This is a genomic window from Maritalea myrionectae DSM 19524 (assembly GCF_000423365.1).
Classification (GTDB): Bacteria; Pseudomonadota; Alphaproteobacteria; order Rhizobiales; family Devosiaceae; genus Maritalea; species Maritalea myrionectae.
This window is the reverse complement of record NZ_AUHV01000002.1, coordinates 112,365-138,365: the sequence shown is the minus strand read 5'-3', so window position 1 is coordinate 138,365 and position 26,001 is coordinate 112,365. Positions and strand designations below refer to the sequence as shown.

Genomic DNA, 26,001 nt, shown 5'->3' with positions numbered 1-26,001 from the left:
TCTGCTTCCGACGGAGGGCTCGACCCGTGGCAAAAATCATTTCCACCGCAACTGGCGATATCGCTTTAACTTTTGACGACGTGCTGTTGCAGCCCGCTGAATCCAGCGTGATGCCTGCAGATGTCGACATCCGCACCCGCGTGACCAAAGACATTGAGCTGACATTGCCCATCTTGTCTTCCGCGATGGACACGGTGACCGAATCCAAAATGGCCATCGCCTTGGCCCAAGCAGGGGGCATGGGCGTTATCCACCGCAATTTGACGCCGGAAGAACAGGCCGAGCAGGTTAAGCAGGTCAAGCACTTTGAAAGCGGCATGGTGGTCAACCCGATCACCATTGGCCCAGAGGCGCCCTTGGAAGCAGCTTTGGCGATCATGGAGCAGCGCAACATTTCTGGTGTGCCTGTGGTGGAGAATGGTGGCATGGGCGGCCGTAATATAGGCAAGCTCGTGGGCATTTTGACCAACCGCGACGTGCGCTTCGCCACCAACATGCAACAGCCCATTTCTGAATTGATGACCCATCAAAATCTGATCACAGTGAAAGACGGGTCAACGCAGGACGAAGCCAAACGCCTGCTGCACGCCAACCGGATTGAAAAGCTGCTGGTGGTGGACGAAAACTATCACTGTGTCGGCCTGATCACCGTAAAAGACATTGAAAAAGCCCAACTGAACCCGAACGCGATTAAAGACAGCAAAGGCCGTTTGCGCTGTGCTGCTGCTTCAACAGTAGGCGACAAAGGCTATGAGCGCTCACTGCGCTTGATCGATGCAGAGGTTGACCTGTTGGTGATCGACACAGCACACGGCCACAACACGCAAGTAGCGCAAGTTGTGTCGCGGTTGAAGAAAGAAAATTCAAAAGTGCGGATCGTTGCAGGCAACGTGGCCACAGCCGAAGCGACACGCGCACTGATCGATGCGGGGGCAGACGCCGTGAAAGTGGGCATTGGGCCTGGCTCAATCTGCACCACACGCATCGTCGCTGGTGTGGGCGTGCCTCAGCTGGCCGCCGTGATGGCGTGCGCTGAAGAGGCGGCAAAGTCTGACATTCCGATCATCGCCGATGGCGGAATCAAATTCTCAGGGGATTTGGCTAAAGCATTGGCCGGTGGGGCAAATTGCGCCATGGTCGGTTCGCTTTTGGCGGGTACAGATGAAAGCCCCGGCGAAGTTTACCTCTATCAGGGCCGCTCTTATAAATCCTATCGCGGCATGGGTTCTGTTGGCGCCATGGCGCGCGGCTCTGCCGACCGCTACTTCCAGCAAGAAGTCAGCGACAGCATGAAGCTGGTGCCTGAAGGCATTGAAGGCCAAGTGCCATATAAGGGCCCGGCGGGCAATGTGTTGCACCAACTGGCTGGCGGCTTGCGCGCGGCCATGGGCTATACCGGATCGCCAGATTTGAAATCATTCCGCGAAGAAGCGCAATTTGTGCAAATCTCTGGCGCATCATTGAGTGAAAGCCACGTGCACGACGTGTCGATCACCCGTGAAAGCCCGAACTATCGCGGTGGGCGTTAATGACAGGTTTTGAAAAGCTGCTTTTGCTGACCACCTTTGCACAAGTGGCTCTAACGCTTGGGGTTCTATTTTACCTGGGGCGGCTGCGGCTGCCCTTGGTGCAATCGGGCGAAGTGAAAGTGGCGGACATCGCGCTGAATGACGGCAATTGGCCGGAACAGTCGCAACAGGTGGCCAATAATTTCAACAACCAATTCCAATTGCCGGTGCTGTTTTATGCCGGCGTGGCGATTTGCCTTGCGGTGCGGTTTGTGCCGGGCATCTTTTTGCTGTGTGCGATTGGCTTTGTGATCACGCGATATGTGCATGCCTATATCCATTGCACCACAAACCGTGTATATCGCCGGTTCTACGCTTATTTTGCGGGCCTTTCCTTGTTGACCATCGGCTGGATTGACCTCGTGATTGAGCTAATTTGGGTTTTGTGAGGCGAGAATGCGTTTACCGGGCAGATTAAGTGCAGCGATTGAAGTGCTCAATGATATTGAACAGCGCAAGCGGCCTGTGGCCGATGCCCTGAAAGATTGGGGCTTGTCGCATCGCTTTGCCGGGTCGGGCGACCGCGCCGCCATTGGCAACATTGTGTATGATGCCCTGCGCAAAAAACTGAGCAATGCCCATATTGCGGGTGGCAACACCGGGCGGCATTTGGCGCTGGCGACCTTGGTGCGCGAGTGGGGCGAAACGCCCGAAAGCCTCAACGCTCAATTTGAGGGCGATAAGTTTGCGCCCGAACCTGTGAGCGAAAAAGAGGCCGCGATGCTGACGCGCGCCAATCCGCTGGCCGATGCGCCACTGCACGTGCAGGCGGACATTCCCGAATGGTGCCAAAATTCGTTTGAGCGCAATTTTGATGAGGAATGGGTTGATGAGGGCGTTGCCCTGGCCAGTCGTCCGCCAGTTGATTTGCGGGTGAATACGCTCAAATCGAACCGCGACAAGGTGCTCAAAGCCTTAAAACGCGTCAAGCCGGTGGCCACTGAAACCGCCTTAAGCGGTGTTCGTATGCCCGCGGGCACGCGCGACTCGCGCACGCCGAATGTGCAGGCAGAAGAAGGCTTTCAAAAAGGCTGGTATGAAATTCAGGACGAAGGCAGTCAGATCGTTTCCGATCTCATCTTTGCCCGTCCGGGGGAAAAGGTGCTTGACCTATGCGCCGGCGCGGGAGGCAAAAGCCTCGCCATGTCTGCTGCGATGGAAAACAAGGGCCAAATCTTTGCTTATGACAGCGACCGCAAGCGCCTGTCGGCCATTTTTGAGCGCATCAAGCGCGCGGGCACACGCAATATTCAAGTGCGCCAGCCCGAAGATGGTTCGCTGGACGACCTGCTCGACAGCATGGATAAAGTTGTGGTTGATGCGCCGTGCACCGGATCCGGCACCTGGCGCCGCCGTCCCGACGCCAAATGGCGCCTAAGCCGCGAACAACTCGATGTGCGCCTGCAAGAGCAAGAAGAAGTGCTTTCGCAAGCCATTTCCTTTGTCAAAGTTGGCGGCTTTTTGGTTTACATCACCTGTTCCGTTTTCCCAGAGGAAAATGAGGGCCAGATTTATGCGTTTCTGGATGAAAATCCAAGCTTTGAACTGGTGTCGGCAGGGGAGGTTTGGCAGGATTTGTTTGGCTTTGATAAGCCGCAACCTTGGTCATCAGACCTCAAATCCATTACCCTGACGCCCGGCACAACCGGCACGGATGGATTTTACTTCGCCGTGATGCAGCGTAACGCCTAAAATTATTGCCTGCTTTAGTGGAACGTTAAAGCAAACAGCCTAACTTGGCGAAAATCCCTTTCGTCAGAGGCGAAGATGGCACCTGCGCAGCCAAAAACCAAAATCCGCGTGGCCGAACTGCTTTCCGCGCTCAGCCATGCGCTGGACATCACTGAAGGTCAGCCCGTTGGCCACTGCGTCCGCGCGTGTTGGACCGGCATCAATGTCGGGCAAAAACTTGGGCTGACCCAAGCGCAATTGTCCGACCTCTATTACACGATTTTGCTGAAAGACTTGGGCTGTTCCAGCAATGCAGCGCGCATCTGCGCGCACTATCTGGCCGACGATTTGACCTTTAAACGAGAGTTTAAAAAGGTTGATGGGAGCCTGCCGCAGGTCTTAAATTTTGTGATCACCCAATCGGGGGTCAAAGCCAGTATGGCCGACCGATTCCGCTCGATTGTCAGCACGCTGCGCCATGGTGGCGAGATCACCCGTGAACTGCTGGAAACACGGTGTCAGCGCGGGGCAGAAATCGCCCGGCAAATGCACTTCAACGACAATGTGCAGCAGGGGATTTTGAATCTTGATGAACATTGGGATGGTCGGGGACAGCCCGACAAGCTGAAAGGCCCGGAAATCCCGCTTTATTCGCAAATCGCACTGCTGGGGCAAGTGGTTGACGTTTATTATATGAATGACGGTCGTGATGAAGCGATCAATGCCGTGCAATCGCGGTCCGGCAGTTGGTTTGATCCAAAGGTGGCCGATGCTTTTTTGGCGTTGGCCGATGACCAAGCCTATTGGAAAACCTTGGCACGAGATGACCTTTCAAATGTCATTTATGAATTTGAGCCCGGCCAGGGCGCACGCATCGCCGACGAAGACTATTTGGACGACATTGCTCAAGCCTTTGCGCAGGTGGTCGACAGCAAAAGCCCCTTCACAGCGGGCCATTCCGAACGGGTGACATTATTCGCCGATCTGATTGCCGAGCAGATGGGCTATTCAGCAGAAAAACGCCGCTGGTTGCGCCGTGCGGCCCTGTTGCACGATATTGGCAAGCTGGGTGTGTCCAACTCCGTGCTCGATAAGCCAGGGCGGCTGGATGAGGATGAGTTCAAAGAAATCAAAAAGCACCCCGTTTTTTCCATGGAGATATTGGCCAACATCAAAGCTTTTGGCGACATCGCACCTGTCGCTGGCGGTCACCATGAACGTTTGGATGGCAAAGGCTATCCCAACGGTCTTAAGGGCGATCAGATCGATATGGACACGCGCATCGTGACCGTTGCCGACATTTTCGACGCCTTGACCGCGGATCGACCTTACCGCGCGGCCATGCCGGTTGAAAAAGCACTCGGCATTATGCGCGAAATGGTGGATGACGCCATTGACCGCAATTGCTTCACCGCCCTTTGCGCAGCGATTGCCAAATTCGACCAATTGCCGACGATAGAAAACCATGCAGGCGAGCTGAAAGCGGCCGTATAGCGTCTGAATATTCGACGTCTTCTAAGAGAAGTTTGAAAATCGCACTTATGGCAACGTCGAAAAATATTCTTCTCAGCGCATTTTTGATTGTATTGCTTGCGGCTATTGACTGGGGGATATTGTCCCAAATCATCGCGTCAATCATAAATGTTTTTGGCACATCGCGAGGCGTAGGGTTTGGCATTACACTTCACTATACGCACCAGCTGTTTGCCGCGATAACGGCGCTCGGCCTGCTTATTTCGACATTTCGCCATGTCAAAATTGCACTTATCGCGATGCTGGTCGGGCACGGCGCAGTGATGATTTATCTTTGGCCGAGCACAGATGCGAAAAAGTTCATGGCGGTGGTCGTCAGTTCCTACATCTTGTCTTTTCTAATGCTGAAACTGCTCAACAAAGCACGTTCCTATTTGCGCCTCACGTGATCAGCACACAAATCATTTGCCGTCCTGTTGCCCATAGGCGTGAAGAACCCGCAACGCCATCAAAGTGGTCCAGCGGCTGGGTTGGCGGCCTTTTTCCATTTTGAAATGTACTTGTCCCGCGCGCGCAGCCTCGGTGCGCCAGCGGCCATCCTTTCGCCGCTTGGTGCGCAAGACATCTATTGCATCTTGCATTCGATCATCCCATGGGATCTGCGCCGCCTGAAAATAATCGAGGGCCCGCAAAATATTGTAGTACCAGCGCGGTGGAAAGCTGAGTTGCAAGAAGTCTTTGCGAATAATCTCACCCGTATGGTCCGACTTATAGAAACGGTGCAGCAAAATGAACTCGCGTGCCGCAGCTGCGCAGGCCTTTAATTCGTCGGCGCGATAGGTGTAGCCATTGCGCAAATATTCGTGGATGCCTTCCAGCACAGAGATGGTGGAATGCAACGAGCTGTGATGCGCGCCCGAACGGTTAGACATACAGTTAAAACCGCCATCTTGCATGTGTTGGCCGAGCAAAAAGTCGATGATTGATGCCACATCAGGGGCAGGGGTGCCAAAATAGCTGGCATAGTTCAGCACCATGCCGTTGACGCAAACATCACTGCGGGGGTGGGAATACCCGCACCGAATCCCGCCATCATCGGCCTTTTGCTCAGCAAAAATCTTGCGGATGCTATCGCGGATAGGGTCATGATCGGGGGCAATATTCAACAATTTCAGATCCAGCAGCGTATAATGCGAGCTGATCCATTTGGGTTGATAGAAGCGATCGCCCCACACCCCGTCGGGCTTCCGCGCCGCCAAATACTGCGCGCCCCACCCCTCCGTTGCAATGCGCGCACGAATTTCGGGCCGTTCTTCGCCAAGCAAATCGCGGTAGGTTTGGTATTGAATGGCCGGATCACCCGCCAAAAGCCAATCGATGATTTCATCCTGGGTCATGCCAAAAAGATTAGCATGGGCGTGTTAGGTCGTGTTGATCTCGGTCAAAGCTATGCATGGATGCTCCGGCCGTGGATTACGATTTCTGTTGGTGTCATTTGAGTTTCCGCACCCCACTGCACCCATTTTGTTAGCATTGACACCACCCACATGTTTCACCATCCCAAAAAAGGGGTTTGCAGCGATGGGGATGTGGAAGTGAAGGTGTGCCTGAGTAGCTGCGCCCAAAGATTGCGGGGGCGCTACTTGGCGTGAGCACACTACCGGCGGCGGGTGCGCGCACAAAAGCACACCCATAAAAAAAGCCGCTGAAAAATCAGCGGCTTTCAAATTTTTACCTGTCAACCAAACTACGCTGCGTCGCGACGTGGCTTGCGGCTGCGTGGCTTGCCGCCTTTGCGGGGGGCATTTTTTGGGGCAGAATTTTTGTGCTGCCCGTCACGACCGCCGCCGCCATTGTTACGGCCACCGCGTGGTGGGCCACCGCGACCGCGGCGTTGGTTGCGTTTTGGTGGGGCGCCACGTGGGATTTCGATTTCCACGCTTTCGCCTTCCAAATCAACTGCAGGAATATCCAACTTGATCAAACGCTGGATCAGGCCCAAATAGGGGCGCTCTTCAGCATCACAGAAGGAAATCGCCAAGCCAGATGCACCAGCACGGGCCGTACGGCCAATACGGTGCACATATGATTCAGCCACTTCAGGCAATTCATAATTGATCACCAAGCCAACGCCAGGCACGTCAATGCCCCGCGCAGCAATGTCAGTCGCGACCAACACTTTGCAGGCACCTTTTTTGAATTGCTTGAGCGCACGCTCGCGCTGATTGTGTGACTTGTTGCCGTGGATCGCAGCGGCTTTGATGCCGGACACGCCAAGACGCTTGGTCACTTTATCAGCACCGCGCTTTGTGCGGGTGAATACGATGGCTGTTTTGTCATCATGCTCCAACAATACGTCAGAGATCGCTTCAATCTTGTCGCCTTTGCCCATGGAAATAACCATTTGCTCGACTTTGTCGGCAGTTGGTTTGTTCGATGGCACAGAAAGCTCAAGCGGCTGGTGCAAATGTGAATTGCTCAGCTTGCGGATCTCTTTTGGCATAGTAGCAGAGAACAGAAGGGTCTGACGCTCAGTTGGTGTCAGGTTCAAAATCTCTTTGATGGCAGGCAGGAAGCCAATATCAAGCATTTGGTCGGCTTCGTCGAGAACGGCAATCTGCACATCATCCAATGTCAGCGCATTTTGCTTCAACATGTCCTGCAAACGGCCTGGTGTGGCGATCAAAATGTCGACACCCTGCTGCAACTGGTTTTTCTGCACGCGATAAGACACGCCGCCAACAATAGTGGCCACACGCAAATTGGTGCGGGCCGAATAGTTGCGTACAGATTCGTGAATCTGCGCAGCCAACTCACGGGTTGGTGACAAGATCAAAGCGCGCAAACGCTTGTTCTTTGGCACCGCGCCCTGGGCTTGCAATTTATGCACGATCGGCAGCGCGAACGCCGCGGTTTTGCCGGTGCCTGTTTGGGCGAGGCCCACAATATCACGCCCATCCAACGCAGCCGGAATGGCTTTTGATTGAATAGGGGTGGGCTCGTTCAAGCCTAGTTTAGGCAAAACGGCAAGAATCGGCTTTGCTAAGCCGAATAATTCAAAACTCAATGGGATATCTTTCGTTTGTTGGCGCCGGCAGCATCCGAGTCACGTTGCTCGGCATATGGCATTGATTGCCATTCTGATAGCGCGTGGCCAAAAAATCATTTTCGGGCCGGTCCAATAATGCGCCCATTCAACATTTAGCGCGATGAAAGTCAAGCGAATTCAGGAAATAAGCCCGATTGCGCCGTTTTCCGGCACAAATTAGCTATTGCCATTTATGAGAAAATATCTCATTTTAGAGAAATGGAGGCAATATGGACAGTTTTTCAACCAATCTGGCCGCACGGCTGAAGCAATTGCGATTAGACACCGATTTGACGCTCGATCAATTGGCGCAGCAAAGCGCCATTAGTCGCGCCACCCTGTCACGTCTGGAAAAAGGTGAGGTGAGTCCAACCGCCGAAGTGTTGGGCAAATTGTGTGCGGTTTATGGCCTGCCCATGTCGCGGCTGATGGCGATGGTGGAAGACGAGTTTGTGCCCTTGGTGCGCGAGGCTGACCAAGAGGTGTGGCACGACGCCAAATCCGGGTTTACACGCACCAAAGTGTCGCCACCCGCTGAAAAACTCAAAGCCGAAGTCATTCGCGGCACGTTGGAACCGGGCAAGCAGATTATCTATGACCAGCCGTCGCTGGCGGGGTTAGAGCATCATTTGATCATGCTGGAGGGCGCGCTCTTTATCCGCGTCGATGACCATCACTTTAGCCTGAAGGCAGGCGATTGCCTGCGCTATCAATTGTTCGCCAGTTCGGAATTTATCACCCCACCGGATAGCGGTGCGGACTATTTTATTGTTCTTGTGTGAGGCACCATGAAGATTATTCGCGCAACCCTGGAGGCGTTTGACGAGCAACTCGATCAGCTTGTCGAGATTTTGCAGCAAACGGTGAACAATGGCGCCGCGGTTGGCTTTATCGCCCCCTTGAGCGCTGAGCGCGCGCGTCAATTCTGGCAAGAGTCGATCCGACCCGCCGTGGCAAGCGGCGACCGGGCCTTGTTTTTGGCGCTGGAAGAGGGGCGGGCCGTGGGCACGGCGCAATTGATATTAGGGATGCCCGACAATCAGCCCCATCGTGGGGAAGTCTCTAAAATGATGGTGCATCCTGACCATCGCCGCAAAGGCATTGCCCATCACTTGATCGCGCGGCTGGAAGAGGAGGCAAGGGCCCATCATCGCTGGCAGATCACGCTGGACACACGCACAGGCGGCGGGGCAGAACCGTTCTATCACCGCATGGGCTATAAGGTGGCCGGGATCATTCCCAATTTTGGAAAAAACGCCACCGACGACGCATTCCACGCCACCACCTATATGTACAAAACGCTGGATGAGCGCCGATGCCAACAGGCTGGCTAATCGGCGGGCTGATGGTCGCCGCCATTTTGGGCGGCGCATTGATCGCGGCGCAGGGTCCCATCTATGCCCGTATGGCTGTAGGCCTGGGCAATCCCATCATTGCGACACTGATTGCTTTTCTGATTGCGACCTGCGCCATCAGTTTGGTTGCCATCCTAACAAGGGTGCCGATGCCCGATGTGCAGGCGGTGCGCACCATGCCACCCTGGGTGTGGCTGGGCGCACTGATCGGCGTCTATCAAGTCTTGGTGTCGATCTTTGCCGTGCCGCGACTGGGCGTGGCGCCCTTTATTCTGGTGGTGATTGTGGGGCAGATTTGCGCCAGCTTGCTTTATGACCATTTCGGCCTGTTTGATCACAAAATACGGCCGGTGAATGTGCAGGCGATGCTCGGCGCAACACTTGTCTTTATCGGCGCGTTGCTGGTGATTTGGCGGTAAATTCAAGTTGCCGGGCAGCCCGGGCAAATAAAACCGTCAATTGCACTCACTTTTTGCCAGAATCGGCGTGAATCCCGGTTGCGGAATCTCACAATTGCGGGTAAAGCGTCGCCATGACAGACATCATCCACGACACCACCCAGAATATCCTCATTGTGGACTTCGGTTCACAAGTGACCCAGCTTATTGCACGTCGCGTACGCGAGGCGGGCGTTTATTGCGAAGTTCATCCCTTCAACAATCTTGGCGACAAGCTTGAAACCCTCAAGCCCAAAGGCGTGATCCTTTCCGGTGGCCCGGCAAGCGTGACCGATGAAATGGCGCCAGAAATCCATCCCGACATCTGGGCGCTGGATGTGCCAGTGTTTGGCATTTGCTATGGCCAGCAAGCCATGTGCATGTCCCTCGGCGGCAAAGTTGAAGGCGGCGACCACCGCGAATTTGGCCGCGCTGATGTGGAAATCATCGCGCCATGCCCGCTGTTTGAAGGCGTGTGGGAAGTCGGGCAGAAATACCCCGTTTGGATGAGCCATGGTGACCGCGTGGTGGATATTCCCGAAGGGTTTGTGGTGAAAGGCAAATCGCCCGGCGCACCTTTTGCGCTGATTGCCCATGAAGCGAAAAAGCGCTTTGCGGTGCAGTTCCACCCCGAAGTGGTGCACACCCCGGATGGTGCGAAACTGATTTCTAATTTCGTCCATAAAATCTGCGGATGCGACAATTCATGGACCATGGCCGCCTATCGCGAAATGGCAGTTGAGCGTATCCGCGAAGAAGTGGGCGACGCAAAAGTGATTTGCGGCCTGTCCGGCGGCGTGGATTCGTCGGTGGCCGCGGTTTTGATCCACGAAGCGATTGGCGATCAGCTGACCTGTATTTTTGTGGATCATGGCCTGTTGCGCATGAATGAAGCAGAAGAGGTGGTGACCCTGTTCCGTGACCACTACAATATTCCGCTGGTGCATGTGGATGCCGAAGACACCTTTATGGGCGAGTTGGACGGCAAGTCTGACCCGGAAGAAAAGCGCAAAATCATTGGCCGCTTGTTCATCGAAACCTTTGAAGAAGAAGCGAAAAAAGTGGGCGGTGCTGAGTTTTTGGCGCAGGGCACACTTTATCCCGACGTGATTGAAAGCGTCAGCTTTACCGGCGGTCCCTCCGTGACCATCAAATCCCACCACAATGTGGGCGGCTTGCCGGAAAAGATGAATTTGAAGCTCGTTGAGCCGCTCCGCGAACTCTTCAAAGACGAAGTGCGCGAACTGGGCCGCGAGCTTGGTTTGCCCGACAGCTTTGTGGGCCGCCACCCGTTCCCCGGACCGGGCCTGGCCATCCGCTGCCCCGGCGGTATCAACAAAGAGAAAGCCGACATTTTGCGCAAGGCCGATGCGATCTATCTCGATGAGATCCGCAAATCCGGCCAATATGACAAGATCTGGCAGGCATTCGCCGTGCTGCTCCCGGTGCAAACCGTCGGCGTGATGGGCGATGGCCGTACCTACGAATTCGTATGCGCCCTGCGGGCCGTCACCTCCGTAGATGGCATGACCGCCGATTTCTATCATTACGATATGGAATTCCTCGGCCGCACTGCCACACGCATCATTAACGAAGTCAAAGGCATCAACCGCGTCGTCTACGACGTGACCTCAAAGCCCCCAGGCACGATCGAATGGGAGTGAGGACCGACGCGTAGCGGAAAATTGCTCCGGTGGAGCAATTTTAGGTCCGAACGCCCGAAGCCAGCGCAGCGCGGCGTAGGGCCGGAAGTCGGCGACAAACACCTCAAAAATTCAAACGGCGCATCAATCGACGCGCCGTTTCTTTTTACCTATCGAGGTAACACTGAAATTGTGAACTGCTCTGGCGCGACTGCTGTCGGATCAAACGCCGGCAGCTTGTTGAGCTTGCCTTCCAACACGTAGATTTTTTCGCCATGCAAAGCCAACGATGTTGGGGCATCAAAGGCATAATCGAGCGGTGTGACCTTCGCCTCCAGCCCATCGATCTCGATGTGCACGACTTGGCCACTGGAGGCTGCCACCAATATACCGTTGCCATCGACGGCGCGTATGCCATCAGGGGCATAGATGGGTTGGCTGAGCTGGAGTTCTTGCGCCACAGTAGGGGTGCTGGTGAGATCAATACGGAAGAACTGGCCGCTGTTGAACTTGGCGACGATCAGGGCATTGTCCAAAATTGTAATGCCGCTCAGATTGAAGCCTTCGCCGCTGAACCGCTCGTCTTGTACCAGAGTTTCAAATGCGTCCGCGCCGGGTTTGAGTGACAAGATACGCGGCACAAAAGAGTCGGTGACGTAAATGGTGCCGTCTTCCCCTTGCGCCAAATCATTGCACAGGCCGCCGCCGGGAAGGTCCCAACGCTTTTGCAACGCGCCGCTCGCCACGTCAAACGCAAGCAGGCCCGGAGCTGCGGAGCCGCTTAAGCTGTTCAACCCCAAGTCTGAGCTACAGGCGTAAAGAATGCTCTGCTGCGGCGAGAGCAAGAGGCCGCCAATTGATATGGCGCCATTTGTGCCGCCCTCAACGAAGATTTTTTGCGCGCCGCCATCGGCTGGGAGATAGATAATGTTCCCCAAGGTCACGCTGCCCGTATAGATGCCACCGGCGCTGTCGATGGCGATACTTTCGGGAAAGCTGGCGGATTTGGGAAGCACGATCTGGTCGCGTGCGGGGGCAGTTGTCGCAAGGGTTGCGACAGTACTCAACGCTAAACCGAGCGTCATGAGCGTAGATTTTGCACGGATAAATGACTTCATGTTCTGTCCTTTCAAGTTGAAGAACAGAAATAGGCGCTCTATGGTCGTGCGTAAATTATCATTATATGCAAATATGGAGTGCGAAAATTATCATGCATGATTGGGACGATTATCGCTTTTTGCTTGCCATATACGAGGCGCAGAACATTTCGCGGGCGGCCAAACAGCTGCAAGTGAACCACGCCACCGTGTCGCGCCGATTGGCGGCCCTTGAAGCAGGCCTTGGTACACGCCTGTTTGAGCGCAAGCCGGAAGGTTATGAGTTAACCGAGGCGGGGTTGCTCATGGTTTCGGCCGCAAAAACAATGCAGAACGCGCTGGCAGACGCAGATCAACTCGTGCGGGCAAATGATCAAAGCTTTACGGGAGCGGTGACCTTCTCCGCACCAGAAAATCTGTTGCAAACGGTAATCTTACCCAAAATGGGCGCGTTTAAAGCCCAATATCCAGACATTTGCGTCAATTTCGACAGTGCCGACGATATTGTGAGCATTCAAAAGCATGATGCAGACATCGCGTTGCGGGTGACCGCCGCGCCAGCCGAAGGCTTGGTGGGCCGAAAGCTGGTGGCGCGGCATTTGGCACTTTATGCCGCCAAAAACTATTTGCCCGCACCAGGCGCGGTGCATAGATGGATCGGACGCATGGGAGACAAGCGTACACCCAGCTGGGTCAAAGACTATTATCCGGATGCTCAGCCATCGGTGCGCGTCAGCTCAAATGTTGCCTTGCATCAAGCAGTGCGCGCAGGGCTGGGCATGGCGCAGTTGCCCTGTCGCATTGGCGATGATGACCCAATATTGCAGCGCATTGCGCCCTTCAAATCAGAAAAAGATCGCGATCTTTGGTTGCTCTATAATCCGAATATGCGCCATACACCGCGACTACAGGCTTTTGCGCGATTTCTGACCAAATTGATTTTGGCGGAGAAAGATTTGTTTGACGGGTCCGCTGCCGAGGCCATGCCGCATTAAGATGGCTAACCGTCACCTCTTTTGAAATGCGCCAGCTGATCCGCATGCGCCTTGATAAAAGCAGGGCGGGCTTCGCCCCGCTCTTTCAGGGCGCGGCAAGTCGGATAGCCGGCCAAGCCGTCAAACCGGTCAATCAGGCGCAGCACATCCACCATGGCAATATCGGCCACCGAGAATTGATCGGTCAACCACTCCCGCTCCGCGAGGGCTTTTTCCAAGTTGGTCAGGCGGCTGGTGAGGAAATTGTCGAACATGGGATAGCCGGACTGATCATTGTCCGTGCCGGAGAATTTGAACAGTGACCAGGGCACGCTGGCCATTTCCATGGAGTTAAGCGCCGCGAACACCCATTGGGTGACATTGTAGCGGCGCGCCTGATCTGTTGGCATCAGCTTGTCGCTTTGCTCGCCCAAATATAAAAGCGCGGCACCGCTTTCAAAAATTGTCTGGTCCTTGTGTGTCAGCATTGGTGCCTGACCAAAAGGATGTTTGGCAAAATGGTCCGGCCCGCGATCTTGAAATGAGGTGCTTTCCACGCGATAGGGCAGTTGCCCTTCCTCCGCCGCCCAGCGCAAGCGCAAATCGCGCACATAGCCCCGCGGCACTTCGGGAACCCAATCATAGGTGGTGATGATGAACTCAGACATAGGTGCCTCGCAAAAAACAACTAAAAAAACAAGTGCTGGCAGTTTCTTACACCTTGGTCAAGGGCAGGGATAAGTGCTTGGTACACGGCTTATAGTCGTTGCATCCATGAAAGAACCTTCCTACATTGAGCGCAAATCACCAAAGGGGGATAAGATGGTTTGGCTAATTTTGGGCATTGTTTTGTTTTTAGGCGTTCACTCGGCACGCATGTTGGTGCCGGATTTCCGAGAAAAATTCATCGCCAAGCGCGGTGAGATGACGTGGAAGGGCCTTTATGCGGTTGAATCGCTGATTGGTCTTGCTCTGATCGTTTGGGGCTATGGCCAAGCGCGCATGGACCCGGTGATCCTTTATGAAACACCTTATTTCTTCCGCCACATCGCCTACGCCCTGATGTTGATCGCCTTCATCGTTTTGGCAGCGGCTTACGTGCCGGCCGGCAAAATTAAAGCGGCGGTGAAGCACCCAATGATCCTGTCCGTCAAAATCTGGGCGCTGGCGCACTTGCTGGTCAATGGCGATCTTGCCTCTCTCATTCTATTCTTGAGCTTTTTGGGCTGGGCCGTTTGGAACCGGATCAATGTGAAACGCCGGGGCGAACCTAATCCAGTTGCAGGACCAGTGACCAACGATGTAATCGCCATCGTGATCGGCGGTGTGGCCTTTGTCCTGTTCGCTTTCTGGGCGCATGGCGCATTGATCGGCGTGCCACTATTTTAGGGTAGGGCGAGATTGCAGTGCATTTCTGCTTTGAACCCGGGCCGGTAATTCGGCTCATTTAGCCTTTGACGATTTGTAAGGCTTGATCGCGAATGGCGTTGAGGCTTTCGCGATCATATACACCGCGCGCCAGCACGCGCAGGCCAACAACTTGGGCAAGCAGCGACTTCGCTGCTGCCTGAGCGTCAACCTTGTTGGAAATTGTGCCTTGTTGGTGACCCCGTTTTACACATGTTTCGAAAAACAATTCGAACTCTAGGAGTGCAGACGTCACCATCTTCTGTATGTCGGGATCATGGTGCGGGAGTTCGAGTGCGGTATTGACCAGCATGCAACCTTTGCGTTGACGGTCGGCCTCACTCTCTTCGATCATTCGATCAAACAGTGCCTCTATCGACGCCACCGGATCATCGATGGCCGCCATCTCAGTCAATAATCTCTGACGGTACAGGCGGTCATACTGCATCAACGCGCGGACGAATAAATCCTTCTTGCTCCCGAAGGCATTGTAGAGGCTGCCCTTATTCACCGCCATCGCATTCACCAGATCAGTGATCGATGTGGCTTCATAGCCTTTGGCCCAAAAAACCTCTGTGGCTTTTAAGGTGGCTTCATCCAAGTCAAAATTTTTCTTCCAAGGCATGGTGCTGCGTTCCAGGTAAATGATCGCTCAATGCAACATACTTTTTTTAGACCGATCATTCAACACAAAGCCTGATCCGGGCGGTCTTGTGCTCGCTGAAGAACGTCCAGTATCCCACAAAAATAAGTAAAAACATGGCGTTATAGATTTTTCGACTTTTGTATTGACCGATCGTTATAAACTATGCAGTTTGTTTATACCGATCGTTATAAACAATCGGTCGAGTTTGAAACCGATCAAAGGATTAAGTCCATGACTGAATTTCGCACTTACGCCGTGTCCACGGCGCCAGAAGCATCCAAACCTCTGCTTGAAAAGGCAAAAACCATTTATGGTTTTGTGCCCAACCTTTTGGGCACCATGGCGGAAGCGCCTGAGATACTTGAAGGCTACATGACGCTTTCTGGCATTTTCGACAAAGCTGACTTCTCTGAAACCGAGCGTCAGATCATATTGATGACCAACAACCGATTGAACGGCTGCGAGTACTGCATGGCCGCACACACATCGATTTCACAAATGGCCAAAGTGCCCGCTGAAATCATTGAGGCCTTGCGCACAAACACGCCAATTGCTGATGCCAAGCTTGAAGCCTTGCGCACTTTCGCTGGTGTGATCAATGAGAGTCGCGGTTGGCCATCTGATGCCGAAGTCCAGGCCTTTTTGGATGCTGGCTACACCCGTCGGCATATTCTGGATGTCATCCTTGGCACCAGCCTTAAAGTCATGTCAAACTACACAAACCATATTGCTGAGACAGATATTGATAAGGCTTTCGCGCCCAACGCCTGGTCAGCCGACCAAGCCAATGCCGCTTAATTGGCAACGCGGCAATTCAGGTGCCCGGCCATTGGGTCGGGCCCCAATCCCCGGCACTGAGCACCACATGAAGGATACCAACCATGCTACTTGATACCCCCATTTGCGACTTCGGCTGGAAAGCACCTGATTTCACGCTCAAAGACCCTGATGGCAACAGCTTCACCATGTCGGATCATTTGGGCGAGAACGGTTTGCTGATCGCCTTTATTTGTAATCACTGTCCCTATGTGAAAGCGATTGGTGAGCGGTTGGCTGCCGATGCGAAAGAATTGCAGAGCCAGGGAATCAATGTGCTGGCGGTGATGTCAAACGACTATCAACATACCCCCGACGATAGCCCGCCGAACATGAAAAAGTTCGCCAGCCACTTCGGATTTTCGTTCCCCTATTTGGTTGACGAAACGCAGGAGGTTGGCCGCGCTTACGGGGCCGTTTGCACGCCAGACTTTTTTGGCCTCAACAAAAATGGCGAGCTTCAATATCGCGGCCGCCTGGATGATGCAGGCATGGGAGATTCAACCGGGCGCACCAAGGAACTGATCAATGCCATGCAGGCCATCGCAAAAACCGGGCAAGGGCCACAAGAGCAATTCCCGTCGATGGGCTGTTCGATTAAGTGGAGCTAGACTGGGGTGATCGCTTCATTTATCTAGCAATCAGGCGATTGTCGCGAACATTAGCTGCTCATCACCGCATCTGCTTCGATCTCCACCAGCCAGTCTGGGTTCACAAACCTGTCGATTGCCATGATCGTGTCGACCGGGCGAATATCGCGGAAATATTCCTTGCGCACGTCAATCGCGGCCTTCCAATTGTCAATGTCGGTCAGGATCACACGTGTGCGGACCACATGATGTAAGCCTGAGCCTGCTTGCTCCAATGCTGACTTGATGATCTCGATGCATTGCCTTGTTTGGGCGGCAACATCGCCAATGCCGACGGTGTTCCCGTTTGCATCCACCGGGGCGGTGCCACCGATTGAGATGAAGGGCCCGACGCGCACGGCGCGCGAGAAACCGACGATGGCTTCCATCGGGTTGCCATTTGAAATCAATTCACGGTCGAATTTCATGCTATGTTCCTTTTTTGGATGCGGAGACGATATCATAAATCGCACCCAAATAGGGGGAGGCGAAACAATGACACAATCTGAGTTTGACGCATGGAGCGCGGGCCAAAGCTATGAACATTATATGGGCCGATGGAGCCGCAAGATCGCGTCGAGGTTTGTCGGTTGGGTTGATCCGCCCCAGAACGCCGATTGGCTCGAGATCGGATGCGGCACCGGTGCACTGACCGAGGCGATCCTTGCCACGGCGAACCCACGATCCATCGTGTCTACCGACAAATCTGAGGATTTTATCACCCACGCCGCGGCGCAAATCGCGGATGATCGGGTTTCGTTTAAAGTGGCGGAGGCCACAGACATTCCCCTTGCAGATGCGTCAGTGGATTGGGTGGTTTCCGCGCTAGTGCTGAATTTCATCCCGGACAAACTGAAGGCGCTGGATGAGATGCGGCGGGTTTTGCGGCCAAATGGCACTGCCGCCTTCTATGTTTGGGACTATCCCAGCGGCGGCATGGGGTTTATTGATGCGTTTTGGAAATCAGCCGCTGCGATCGATCCGGAAGCGGCGCAGCTTGATGAAAGCGAACGGTTTCCGTTCTGCCAGAAAGAGGGGTTGGATCAGCTCTGCCGCGACGCAGGTGCCACCGACACCGAGATTGTCGCGATTGAGGAAGAGACGCGGTTTCCCGATTTCGAAGCATTTTGGCATCCGTTCACATTGGGAGCGGGGCCCGCGCCGGGATATGTTAAGAGCCTGCCAGACGAGCGCCAGCAAATGTTGAAAGATCATCTCGCCGATAAACTTGGGGCCAGCGGCCCGGTCTCCCTGCCGGCAAGAGCATGGGCGGTGAAACTGAAATGGCGCTGAGGATCTCAACGCGCAACAGGCAGCGAGCGTTGCCGCCAGCCGAATGATCATCAAGTGATCAATCGTTTGACTGGGCGCAGTGAATGCAAAAGGGAGCTGCGGGGTCTACCTCTAGTCGCTTTTTGGCGATGGGCTCGCCGCAGTCTTCGCAAAAGCCATAATCATCATTTTCGATGCGGGTGAGGGCCATTTCGATGCGCGTCAATTCACGTTTGCGTTGCCGATTTTGGGCTTGTGCCATGGCTTGGCCCTGCAGGGCATCCATGCGGGAAAGACGGCCAACAGATTGCTGGTCGAGTTCAACCGCTTTGCGCGCCTCTTCGCCTAAGGCGTCAATGGCTTGAAGCTCTTGCTGCTTTGCCAGCAAAACTTCTTTGAAGTGTGCGATTTCTTGTGTGTTTAATCCGTCCATAAGCTGCTGATTTTAACTGCATTTGGAAAAATTCAAAGGGGGGTAGAAAATTCGCGGCAATTTGCCCAAGATAAATTGCATTTTCCTTTGCATCACACTATGGTGCGGCACTCAAACACGGCCCGAATAAAGAGCATATCTAAATGTCAGACGAAATTTTTAACGAAGTCAATGAAGATCTCCGCAATGAACGCATGCGCAAGCTATGGCGCCAATTTGGCCCATGGGTGATTGGCGCAGCCGTGGTCATTGTGCTGGTGGTCGCCGGCAATGAAGCGTGGCGCTGGTGGCAGACTTCGCAGCAAAACAACTCGGCTGAACAATTTGTGGCTGCGCTCGACCTTGTGGAAGAGGGCAATTATGAAGAGGGCATCGCCGCGCTCAACGAAGTTGAAGCGAGCGGTGCAGGCAATTATCCGGCGCTGGCCAGCTTCCGCGAAGCAGCCGCATTGGCGCAACAGGGCAAAATCGATGAAGCGGTTGCTGCCTATGATGGCATTGCCAACACGCAGGGCGATCAACGCTTGCGCGAGTTGGCCGCTTTGTTTGCCGCCTATTTGCTGGTGGATGGCGGCGATCCGCTGGCCGTGACCCAACGGGTGGGCGACTTGCAAGTGGATGGCCATCCGCTGCGCAACGCGGCCCGCGAAGCCATTGGCTTGACCTATTATCAGGCTGGCGAGTTTGAACAAGCACGCACGCAATTCGATGCGGTGGCAAACGATCCGGCCGCGCCGCGCAATCTGGCCCAACGTATTGGGCTTTATGTCGCGCAGCTTGAATCGCAAGGCATTACCGGCACGGACGCTGCGGGCGCGAGCGAATAAGCGCATAGCGCATTTAATTCTGGCCAATTGGAGCCATCAAAATGACTGTATCTGTTGCGATCGTTGGGCGCCCCAATGTCGGTAAATCGACATTGTTTAATCGCCTGGTGGGCAAAAAACTGGCGCTGGTGGACGATTCCCCCGGCGTAACGCGTGACCGGCGCGAAGGCACGGGCCGCATCGGCGATCTCACCTTCAATCTGATCGACACCGCAGGCTATGAAGATGCGGACGATGGCAGCCTGGAAGCGCGCATGCGCCAGCAAACGGAAGAAGCGATCCGCGTGGCGGACGTGATTCTGTTTATGATCGACGCCCGCGCTGGCGTGACGCCGATGGACGAGCATTTCGGCCGCTTGCTGCGCAAGGCCGACAAGAAGGTGACACTTGTCGCCAACAAATATGAAGGCCAATTGGCTGATGAAGGCCTTTACGAGGCCTTCAAACTGGGCTTTGGCGAACCGATTGCGCTCTCCGCCGAACATGGCATGGGCCTGGCTGATCTTTACAATATTGTCGCCACCACCATTGAAGAGGCAGCAGAAAACCTGAAAGAAGGCGAAGCTGAATTTGAGGCGGCGGTGGCCAACCTTGATGAAAGCATGATGCCCGAAATCAATGTTGAGCTGGAAGAAGATGGCAAAGGCGTTGAAGACGGCAAGGGCACTTATGACCCGAACCGCTTTTTGAACGTGGCCATTGTGGGCCGACCAAATGCGGGCAAATCAACGCTGATCAACAAAATGGTGGGCGAAGAGCGCGTGCTGACCGGCCCAGAAGCCGGGATCACCCGCGACGCCATCATGGTGCCATGGGAATGGCAAGGCCGAACCATCAATCTGGTGGACACGGCAGGCATTCGCAAAAAGTCCAAAGTACACCAAAAGCTGGAAAAACTTTCGGTCGCCGATGCGCTGCGCTCCATCCAATATGCTGAGATTGTGGTGCTGATGCTGGATGCGACCATCCCGTTCGAAAAGCAGGATCTTCAATTGGCCGATCTGGTGGAACGTGAGGGCCGCGGCATCGTGATCGCCCTGAACAAATGGGATTTGGTGAAGGACAAGCAAGGCCAACTCAAAGAGATGAAAGAGGAGTGTGAGCGCCTGTTGCCGCAGCTTAAGGGCGTGCCTCTGGTGACTATTTCTGGCCTGCGTGGCAAGAATATCGACCGCTTGATGGAAGCCGTGCATAAAGTGGAAAAGACTTGGAATTCAAGGATTTCCACAGCGCGCTTGAATCGATGGTTGACCGGCATGACCGAGAGCCATCCGCCCCCAGCCGTGTCTGGACGCCGCATCAAATTGCGCTACATGACCCAAGCCAAAACCCGGCCACCTAGCTTTATTATCTTTTGCTCGCGGCCAGACGCGCTGCCCAAATCATATGAGCGTTATCTGGTCAAAGGCTTGCGTGAAGCGTTTGGTTTGGAAGGTGTGCCGATCCGCATCTGGATCCGTGGTGGGCAAAATCCTTACCACGAAAAAGGCAAGTTTAAGCCATCATAGAATTTCAAAGGGTCGCGAAAGCGGCCCTTTTTTTTGCGCCAATGGCTAGCCGCAGTCGGTGAGGTTTTCAATTCTCACCCATCCATATTCGCCACATTGCCAAATATCTTCTTGCGTGGCGTCATGCCGAACCCAAACCCAACCCTCATGTTGCGCCTGGGCCAATTCTTCATTCGGATAGAGAACAAGATCGTCCAGAGGGATTTCGCGGATGATTTCTGACGTGTCATCGGGGGCAGCATAAAGGTCGACGCCCGTTGCGCTTGCGATGTTTGACGTAATGGCGCAGGCCTCGGTCGCAAGGGCCGCGGAGGGCATGGCGAGAAAGAGGCCAACCAAGAATAGGGCAGAATATAAAGACCGCATTGTCGAGACGCTCCCGTGCACCGTGCACGCGGTCAACCCTACGCGCCTTTGGTGAGGGCAACAAGATGCCCCTATGCCTTTTGCACGAAGGCAGCGGCGAGGGCGGAGCCAATGAGCCCCGCTGCAGCACCATATTTGATGGAGATCTGTCCGGCCCGGTTTTCAAACAAAAGCCGACTATACCCCGCCAATAGAGCGCAGATGGCGAAGATTAAGAACACCAGCCCCATAAAGAGCGGCACCAACACCAGCAATTGCGCCATAACGTCGCCGCGATGATCGATAAATTGCGGAAAGAAGGCGACCAGAAAGCCGATGGCTTTGGGGTTGAGCGCGGTGATGGCGAAGCCTTGGGTGAAGGGGTGCAGCACTTTTTGATCGGCCTTGATCGTGATCTGTGCGGGCGCCCGCAATTGCTTGATGCCCAGATAGATCAAATAGACCACACCCGCCCACTTGATGATGTTGAACGCCATCACAGAGCTTTGCAGCACCGCCCCAAGGCCGAGCAATGATATGGTCAGCAGCATAGAATCCGCCGCCAGCACCCCAAGCGTATATTTCAGCCCGGCAATCGTACCTTGGCGAATGCTCACCACCAGCAGCAGCAAAATGGATGGGCCGGGCACAATGGTGATCAAACACGTGGCGATGATAAAACCTAAAAGCATGGGGCTACTCCTTCGGCACAAATAGGTCATAAGTCTTGCATCAAGAAAAATGATTTATCGCGATGGGTCCATTCGCTGGATTGATGGAGATGACTTGACCAATCGCCAAAGCCGGATTAGCGTCGAACCTCGTTTCACCCTGCAGAGTTCCGAACATGACCACCGTTTCTTTAATCGCATATTGCATTGCGCTTGCCATTGCCGTCGCCATTCCGGGCCCCGGCATCATGGCGCTTTTGGGCACGGCCCTTGGCCGCGGTTTTAAACCTGCGTTCGCCATGCTGGTGGGCATCACCTTTGGTGACCTGACGTGGCTCACATTGGCCATTCTGGGCCTTGCCGCCGTAAGCGAGCTATATGCAGACGCATTTCTGGTCGCCAAATTTATTGGCGCGGCCTATCTGCTCTACTTGGCTTATCGCTTCTGGATGAGCAGTGATGCCCCAAAGAAAACTGAAGTGGTCAACAAGCGGGGCATATTTGCGCTCACGCTGAACGGCTATATCATTTGCCTGAGCAACCCAAAGCCGATCCTGTTTTATCTGGCGCTGGCACCAGTACTGCTCGATATGAGCGCGATCACCGTTTCAGATTATTTTGTGATCTTGGGATGTACCGCCGCCATTCTGTTGCTTGTGGCTGTGCCCTATTTGCTCCTTGCTGCAGGCGCCCGCGAATGGCTCTCCTCCACCCGTGTCTATAAATGGATGAACCGCTCCGCCGCCGTGATTATCGGCGCGGCAGCATTGGCCATCGGCTTCCGGGCGCACTAGACGAAGACAGAAGTATTCTGCTGTCAATTAGCCGGGGTTGACCCGGCAATTTCGGATGACCGCCCGCTTGAAGAGGCAGGAGCTATTAAAGGTGTTTTTCGCTTTCGACATGCTGCTTGGACCCTCGGGTCAAGCCCGAGGGTGACGGAGGGGAGGCGGTTGCGGGTGAGCTTATTCAAGCTCACAATTGTAGAAACCGCGCGCCACATTGATGCGACCACCGGCGTCATAGCAAGCGTCGACAACTACCCACCACTCCACATGCATGCCGAGCCAAACGCCGAGGGCGAACAAGGCAAAACCGCCGATGAATAGGGCGGTTTTACGGCTCATAGCGGTGAGGTTTTGCCGTCGTTTTTGAGGTCAATATACTGGCCATTTTCAGTATAATCTGGCGAAATCAAATCAATAAATTTCGGCGCAACCTCGCGCGGATGTGGAATTGTTTCCGGATCTTCACCAGGCACCGCTTTGGCGCGCATTTGCGTGCGGGTGGGGCCGGGATTGATCACATTGATGTTGAGCTTGGTGTTGGCATTTTCGCCAGCATAAGACTTGGCCATAGCGTTGAGCGCCGCTTTGCTGGCCGCATAAAGGCCCCAATAAGGCTTGCAGCTATAGGCTGAGCTGGACGACACAAACAAAACACGCCCCGCATCAGACTGCTTGAGCAACGGCTCCAACGAGCGGATCAGGCGAAAATTGGCGGTCACATTCAGTTTGAAGACCTTATCGACTTCTTTCGGCGCCAAATGGCTGACGGGGCTAATGGAGCCCAACATGCCCGCATTGGCCATAAGCCCGTCCAGCTTGCCCCAGCGCTCAAAAATCGCGCCGCCCATGCGGTCGATTGCATCGCCGTCCAACAAATCCAACGGCACCAAAGTGGCGCTGCCACCAGCTGCTTGGATTTCATCGTCCAAATCTTCCAAGCCGCCAACAGTGCGCGCAATGGCGATCACATGTGCACCGCGCTTGGCGGCTTCAATGGCGCTGAAATAGCCAATACCGCGAGAGGCGCCGGTGATCAGAACCACGCGGTCAGCAAGATCGTTTTTATCTGTCATGGATTATCCTGCCTCTCTGAGCATGGAGCGTTTTTTGAGATTTCCTTTTTCCGCTTCCAGATCGACAAGGCGGGTTGGATATTCGCCTGTGAAATAGTGATCTGTGAATTGCGGATTTTGAGGATCGCGCTTAATGCCGCCAACAGCGTCATAGAGCCCGTCTACTGACAAGAAATGCAGGCTGTCGCAGCCAATAAATTCGCACATGGCGTCATGATCGACATATTGATTGGCAATCAGCTTGGATGGGTCCGGCGTGTCGATGCCGTAATAGTCAGAATGGGTGATCTTTGGGCTGGAAACACAAAGATGAACCTCTTTCGCCCCGGCTTCACGCACCATTTGCACAATTTTCAACGAGGTGGTGCCGCGCACCACAGAATCGTCGACCAAGATCACACGCTTGCCATCAAGTTGACCGCGGTTGGCGGAGTGCTTCAACTTCACCCCAAATGCGCGGATTTGCTGGCTCGGCTCAATAAAGGTACGGCCTACATAATGGTTGCGGATAATGCCCAGTTCAAACGGGATGCCGCTTTCTTGCGCGTAGCCAATCGCTGCCGGCGTGCCGCCATCGGGGATCGGCACAACAACATCCGCATCGATTTTGGCTTCACGCGCCAGATTGATGCCCATCTTTTTGCGCACATTATAAACGGAACGACCTGACACAATGCTGTCAGGGCGGGCAAAATAGACATATTCGAACAAGCACATGCGCTCAGGCTTTTCGCCAAACGGCATCAGCGATTGAATGGTAATTTCGCCATTGGCTTGCCGCTCACAAATGATCACTTCGCCATTTTTGATGTCGCGTACAAATTTCGCGCCGATAATATCAAGCGCGCAGGTCTCAGAGGCCAAAATGGGGGCGCCGTTCAGATCGCCCAACACCAACGGACGAATGCCATTGGGGTCACGCGCGCCAATCAATTTGGTGCGGGTGAGGGCGATCAAGGCATAGCCGCCTTCCATCTGGCTGATGGCGTCGACAAAGCGATCCGATGACCGTTCTTTTTGCGAACGCGCGATCAAATGCACCACAACTTCTGAATCAGAAGTCGATTGGCAAATCGCGCCGTCTTTGATGATTTCTTTGCGCAGCTTCAGAGCGTTAGTGAAATTGCCATTGTGCGCCACGGCGATGCCGCCAGCACTTAGCTCAGCAAATAGCGGTTGCACATTGCGCAGCGCGGTTTCACCTGTTGTTGAATAGCGCACATGGCCGATCGAAGCTTTGCCCGGCAGCTTTTCCAGCGTGGCCGCATCGGTATAATGATCGCCCACAAGGCCCATATGCCGTTCGGATCGGAACTGTTCGCCATCAAAGGTGACGATGCCAGCGGCTTCTTGGCCCCGGTGCTGCAAAGCGTGAAGGCCCAAAGCGGTGAGGGCAGCGGCGTCATCTTGATCGCCTAATATGCCAAATACGCCGCACTCCTCACGCAAAGTGTCCCCATCAAGATCAAACGGTTCGTTTTCATCTTGGATACCGGCCTGACCGGTTGCGTGTGGTGCGTGCATCAGCATTCCCGCCCTATGATATGAAAGGGGTTACCTATATAATTTCGGCTCAATACGCCGCTCTTTGATGAGAGTCAACTGACCTCACCATCGGCACCGCTCAACAATTAGGCGCAAAGGGCCCTATGTTGAACTTGTGCCCAATTCTTCTTCCAACTGATCGGTGCCTTCAGTCACAGGCACCTCTTGCTCAGGCGCGCTGCTGCCGCGCAAGAAATCCGTGACCATTTCTTCCACATTATCGGGCAAGGCTGCGATCAAATCATCTCCGAATGAGGTGAGCATTGGCATGGTTTTACTGTCGGCAGAGAACCGCTGCAGCTCGCTGGCGAAAAGCCATTGGCCGAAAATCAGCAACACAACAACGATCAGCACGCCGCGAATGCCGCCAAATACAAAGCCAAGCGAGCGATCCAATGGCCCGATCTTGCTGTCGCTCACCAAATCGGCGATCCACATGGTCAAAAGATGCAATATGATCAAGGCGACAATGAAGCTGGCCAAAACCGTCACAATATCCGCGACAGTTGGGTCGGCCACGTAGCTGCGGGCCAAATCAGGATTATTGGCATACATCCACCAGGCAAACACGGCGGAGCCGCCCCAGGTGACCAGCGACAAAACTTCGCGGGTCAAGCCGCGCATGGTGGCCAGAAGTGCCGAAATCAACACAAGGACGCCAACGATAATATCAAAGGTGGTGATCATCAATAAATCCCTTTTGAACCACTCTGTGCTTCATTTACCCTTTATCGG

At 54.3% G+C, this 26,001-nt stretch carries 30 protein-coding genes; 17 read left to right on the top strand and 13 right to left on the bottom strand.

Annotated features, from left to right (window positions below; genetic code table 11):
- Nucleotides 1-26 precede the first annotated feature (26 nt).
- The 5 genes from guaB to G549_RS0100705 all read left to right on the top strand — a co-directional run bounded on the left by guaB (nucleotide 27) and on the right by G549_RS0100705 (nucleotide 5,161).
- Entirely contained in the window at nucleotides 27-1,529 is a 1,503-nt protein-coding gene (gene guaB, locus G549_RS0100725; protein WP_027833418.1) for an IMP dehydrogenase, read from the top strand.
- The gene (locus tag G549_RS0100720; RefSeq protein WP_027833417.1) at nucleotides 1,529-1,957 is read left to right on the top strand and encodes an MAPEG family protein; all 429 of its coding nucleotides are present in this window, start codon (nucleotides 1,529-1,531) and stop codon (nucleotides 1,955-1,957) included. Before guaB ends, G549_RS0100720 begins: the two co-directional genes overlap by 1 nt.
- Nucleotides 1,958-1,964: 7 nt before the next feature.
- Entirely contained in the window at nucleotides 1,965-3,260 is a 1,296-nt protein-coding gene (locus tag G549_RS0100715) for an RsmB/NOP family class I SAM-dependent RNA methyltransferase (protein WP_027833416.1), read from the top strand.
- A gap of 75 nt (nucleotides 3,261-3,335) precedes the next feature.
- Nucleotides 3,336-4,733, top strand: a complete 1,398-nt coding sequence (locus G549_RS18360; protein WP_051213063.1) for an HD-GYP domain-containing protein — start codon at nucleotides 3,336-3,338, stop codon at nucleotides 4,731-4,733.
- A gap of 47 nt (nucleotides 4,734-4,780) precedes the next feature.
- The gene (locus G549_RS0100705) at nucleotides 4,781-5,161 is read left to right on the top strand and encodes a hypothetical protein (RefSeq protein ID WP_036220705.1); all 381 of its coding nucleotides are present in this window, start codon (nucleotides 4,781-4,783) and stop codon (nucleotides 5,159-5,161) included.
- Nucleotides 5,162-5,173: 12 nt separating this feature from the next.
- Here G549_RS0100705 and G549_RS0100700 read toward each other — a convergent pair whose 3' ends face one another.
- Nucleotides 5,174-6,109, bottom strand: a complete 936-nt coding sequence (locus G549_RS0100700; RefSeq protein WP_027833414.1) for a prenyltransferase/squalene oxidase repeat-containing protein — start codon at nucleotides 6,107-6,109, stop codon at nucleotides 5,174-5,176.
- Between the two features lie 350 nt (nucleotides 6,110-6,459).
- Nucleotides 6,460-7,719, bottom strand: coding sequence for a DEAD/DEAH box helicase (locus G549_RS18355; protein WP_169449583.1), 1,260 nt, complete (start codon nucleotides 7,717-7,719; stop codon nucleotides 6,460-6,462).
- A 311-nt stretch (nucleotides 7,720-8,030) separates the two neighbouring features.
- On the opposite strand from G549_RS18355, the gene G549_RS0100685 reads away from it, so the two are divergent.
- The 4 genes from G549_RS0100685 (at nucleotide 8,031) to guaA (ending at nucleotide 11,256) form a co-directional block, all read left to right on the top strand.
- Complete coding sequence (locus G549_RS0100685) at nucleotides 8,031-8,582, top strand: helix-turn-helix domain-containing protein (protein ID WP_027833413.1); 552 nt, start codon at nucleotides 8,031-8,033, stop codon at nucleotides 8,580-8,582.
- Nucleotides 8,583-8,588: 6 nt separating this feature from the next.
- Nucleotides 8,589-9,134, top strand: a complete 546-nt coding sequence (locus G549_RS0100680; RefSeq protein WP_036220700.1) for a GNAT family N-acetyltransferase — start codon at nucleotides 8,589-8,591, stop codon at nucleotides 9,132-9,134.
- Nucleotides 9,116-9,574: a DMT family transporter gene (locus G549_RS0100675; RefSeq protein WP_027833411.1), complete on the top strand. Its 459-nt coding sequence runs from the start codon at nucleotides 9,116-9,118 to the stop codon at nucleotides 9,572-9,574. The genes G549_RS0100680 and G549_RS0100675 overlap by 19 nt, the downstream gene beginning before the upstream one ends.
- A gap of 113 nt (nucleotides 9,575-9,687) precedes the next feature.
- Nucleotides 9,688-11,256 (top strand): glutamine-hydrolyzing GMP synthase, encoded by a 1,569-nt coding sequence (gene guaA / locus G549_RS0100670; RefSeq protein ID WP_027833410.1) that lies wholly within the window; start codon nucleotides 9,688-9,690, stop codon nucleotides 11,254-11,256.
- Between the two features lie 149 nt (nucleotides 11,257-11,405).
- Here the strand turns inward: guaA and G549_RS0100665 are convergent, their stop codons facing one another.
- A complete protein-coding gene (locus tag G549_RS0100665; protein WP_027833409.1) occupies nucleotides 11,406-12,353 on the bottom strand; it encodes an SMP-30/gluconolactonase/LRE family protein in 948 nt (315 codons plus the stop codon).
- Between the two features lie 92 nt (nucleotides 12,354-12,445).
- Here G549_RS0100665 and G549_RS0100660 point away from each other — a divergent pair, with 92 nt between their 5' ends.
- Nucleotides 12,446-13,327, top strand: coding sequence for a LysR family transcriptional regulator (locus G549_RS0100660; RefSeq protein ID WP_027833408.1), 882 nt, complete (start codon nucleotides 12,446-12,448; stop codon nucleotides 13,325-13,327).
- A gap of 5 nt (nucleotides 13,328-13,332) precedes the next feature.
- Here G549_RS0100660 and G549_RS0100655 read toward each other — a convergent pair whose 3' ends face one another.
- Nucleotides 13,333-13,974, bottom strand: a complete 642-nt coding sequence (locus G549_RS0100655) for a glutathione S-transferase family protein (protein ID WP_027833407.1) — start codon at nucleotides 13,972-13,974, stop codon at nucleotides 13,333-13,335.
- A gap of 154 nt (nucleotides 13,975-14,128) precedes the next feature.
- On the opposite strand from G549_RS0100655, the gene G549_RS0100650 reads away from it, so the two are divergent.
- Nucleotides 14,129-14,695 carry an NnrU family protein gene (locus G549_RS0100650; RefSeq protein WP_027833406.1) on the top strand — a complete coding sequence of 189 codons (567 nt, stop codon included), beginning with the start codon at nucleotides 14,129-14,131 and terminating at the stop codon, nucleotides 14,693-14,695.
- 58 nt (nucleotides 14,696-14,753) lie between these two features.
- On the opposite strand, the gene G549_RS0100645 is transcribed toward G549_RS0100650, so the two are convergent.
- On the bottom strand, nucleotides 14,754-15,314 hold the full coding sequence (locus G549_RS0100645; RefSeq protein ID WP_169449582.1) for a TetR/AcrR family transcriptional regulator: 561 nt from the start codon (nucleotides 15,312-15,314) through the stop codon (nucleotides 14,754-14,756).
- Nucleotides 15,315-15,590: 276 nt separating this feature from the next.
- Between G549_RS0100645 and G549_RS0100640 the strand changes: the two genes are divergently transcribed.
- Entirely contained in the window at nucleotides 15,591-16,157 is a 567-nt protein-coding gene (locus G549_RS0100640) for a carboxymuconolactone decarboxylase family protein (protein ID WP_027833404.1), read from the top strand.
- Between the two features lie 83 nt (nucleotides 16,158-16,240).
- Nucleotides 16,241-16,786 (top strand): thioredoxin family protein, encoded by a 546-nt coding sequence (locus G549_RS0100635; RefSeq protein ID WP_027833403.1) that lies wholly within the window; start codon nucleotides 16,241-16,243, stop codon nucleotides 16,784-16,786.
- Nucleotides 16,787-16,836: 50 nt separating this feature from the next.
- Here G549_RS0100635 and G549_RS0100630 read toward each other — a convergent pair whose 3' ends face one another.
- The gene (locus G549_RS0100630; protein ID WP_027833402.1) at nucleotides 16,837-17,232 is read right to left on the bottom strand and encodes a RidA family protein; all 396 of its coding nucleotides are present in this window, start codon (nucleotides 17,230-17,232) and stop codon (nucleotides 16,837-16,839) included.
- A gap of 67 nt (nucleotides 17,233-17,299) precedes the next feature.
- On the opposite strand from G549_RS0100630, the gene G549_RS0100625 reads away from it, so the two are divergent.
- The gene (locus G549_RS0100625; RefSeq protein ID WP_027833401.1) at nucleotides 17,300-18,097 is read left to right on the top strand and encodes a class I SAM-dependent methyltransferase; all 798 of its coding nucleotides are present in this window, start codon (nucleotides 17,300-17,302) and stop codon (nucleotides 18,095-18,097) included.
- A 58-nt stretch (nucleotides 18,098-18,155) separates the two neighbouring features.
- Here the strand turns inward: G549_RS0100625 and G549_RS0100620 are convergent, their stop codons facing one another.
- Nucleotides 18,156-18,509 carry a TraR/DksA family transcriptional regulator gene (locus tag G549_RS0100620; RefSeq protein WP_036220697.1) on the bottom strand — a complete coding sequence of 118 codons (354 nt, stop codon included), beginning with the start codon at nucleotides 18,507-18,509 and terminating at the stop codon, nucleotides 18,156-18,158.
- Between the two features lie 143 nt (nucleotides 18,510-18,652).
- Between G549_RS0100620 and G549_RS0100615 the strand changes: the two genes are divergently transcribed.
- Together G549_RS0100615 and der are read left to right on the top strand one after the other, a co-directional pair.
- Nucleotides 18,653-19,336: a tetratricopeptide repeat protein gene (locus tag G549_RS0100615; protein ID WP_027833399.1), complete on the top strand. Its 684-nt coding sequence runs from the start codon at nucleotides 18,653-18,655 to the stop codon at nucleotides 19,334-19,336.
- A gap of 41 nt (nucleotides 19,337-19,377) precedes the next feature.
- The gene (gene der, locus G549_RS0100610) at nucleotides 19,378-20,844 is read left to right on the top strand and encodes a ribosome biogenesis GTPase Der (RefSeq protein ID WP_027833398.1); all 1,467 of its coding nucleotides are present in this window, start codon (nucleotides 19,378-19,380) and stop codon (nucleotides 20,842-20,844) included.
- Nucleotides 20,845-20,889: 45 nt separating this feature from the next.
- Here the strand turns inward: der and G549_RS0100605 are convergent, their stop codons facing one another.
- Both G549_RS0100605 and G549_RS0100600 read right to left on the bottom strand, forming a co-directional pair.
- Nucleotides 20,890-21,210: a hypothetical protein gene (locus G549_RS0100605; RefSeq protein WP_036220695.1), complete on the bottom strand. Its 321-nt coding sequence runs from the start codon at nucleotides 21,208-21,210 to the stop codon at nucleotides 20,890-20,892.
- Between the two features lie 71 nt (nucleotides 21,211-21,281).
- The gene (locus tag G549_RS0100600) at nucleotides 21,282-21,881 is read right to left on the bottom strand and encodes a LysE family translocator (RefSeq protein ID WP_027833396.1); all 600 of its coding nucleotides are present in this window, start codon (nucleotides 21,879-21,881) and stop codon (nucleotides 21,282-21,284) included.
- Nucleotides 21,882-22,036: 155 nt separating this feature from the next.
- Between G549_RS0100600 and G549_RS0100590 the strand changes: the two genes are divergently transcribed.
- A complete protein-coding gene (locus G549_RS0100590; protein ID WP_027833395.1) occupies nucleotides 22,037-22,654 on the top strand; it encodes a LysE family translocator in 618 nt (205 codons plus the stop codon).
- A gap of 171 nt (nucleotides 22,655-22,825) precedes the next feature.
- On the opposite strand, the gene G549_RS21740 is transcribed toward G549_RS0100590, so the two are convergent.
- From G549_RS21740 to G549_RS18350, 4 genes are all read right to left on the bottom strand, one after another.
- On the bottom strand, nucleotides 22,826-22,987 hold the full coding sequence (locus G549_RS21740; protein ID WP_156905440.1) for a hypothetical protein: 162 nt from the start codon (nucleotides 22,985-22,987) through the stop codon (nucleotides 22,826-22,828).
- Nucleotides 22,984-23,721: an SDR family NAD(P)-dependent oxidoreductase gene (locus tag G549_RS0100575; protein WP_027833394.1), complete on the bottom strand. Its 738-nt coding sequence runs from the start codon at nucleotides 23,719-23,721 to the stop codon at nucleotides 22,984-22,986. The genes G549_RS21740 and G549_RS0100575 overlap by 4 nt, the downstream gene beginning before the upstream one ends.
- A 3-nt stretch (nucleotides 23,722-23,724) precedes the next feature.
- Nucleotides 23,725-25,245, bottom strand: coding sequence for an amidophosphoribosyltransferase (purF, locus tag G549_RS0100570; protein ID WP_051213437.1), 1,521 nt, complete (start codon nucleotides 25,243-25,245; stop codon nucleotides 23,725-23,727).
- Between the two features lie 123 nt (nucleotides 25,246-25,368).
- Nucleotides 25,369-25,953 (bottom strand): CvpA family protein, encoded by a 585-nt coding sequence (locus G549_RS18350; RefSeq protein WP_051213057.1) that lies wholly within the window; start codon nucleotides 25,951-25,953, stop codon nucleotides 25,369-25,371.
- Between the last annotated feature and the right edge of the window lie 48 nt (nucleotides 25,954-26,001).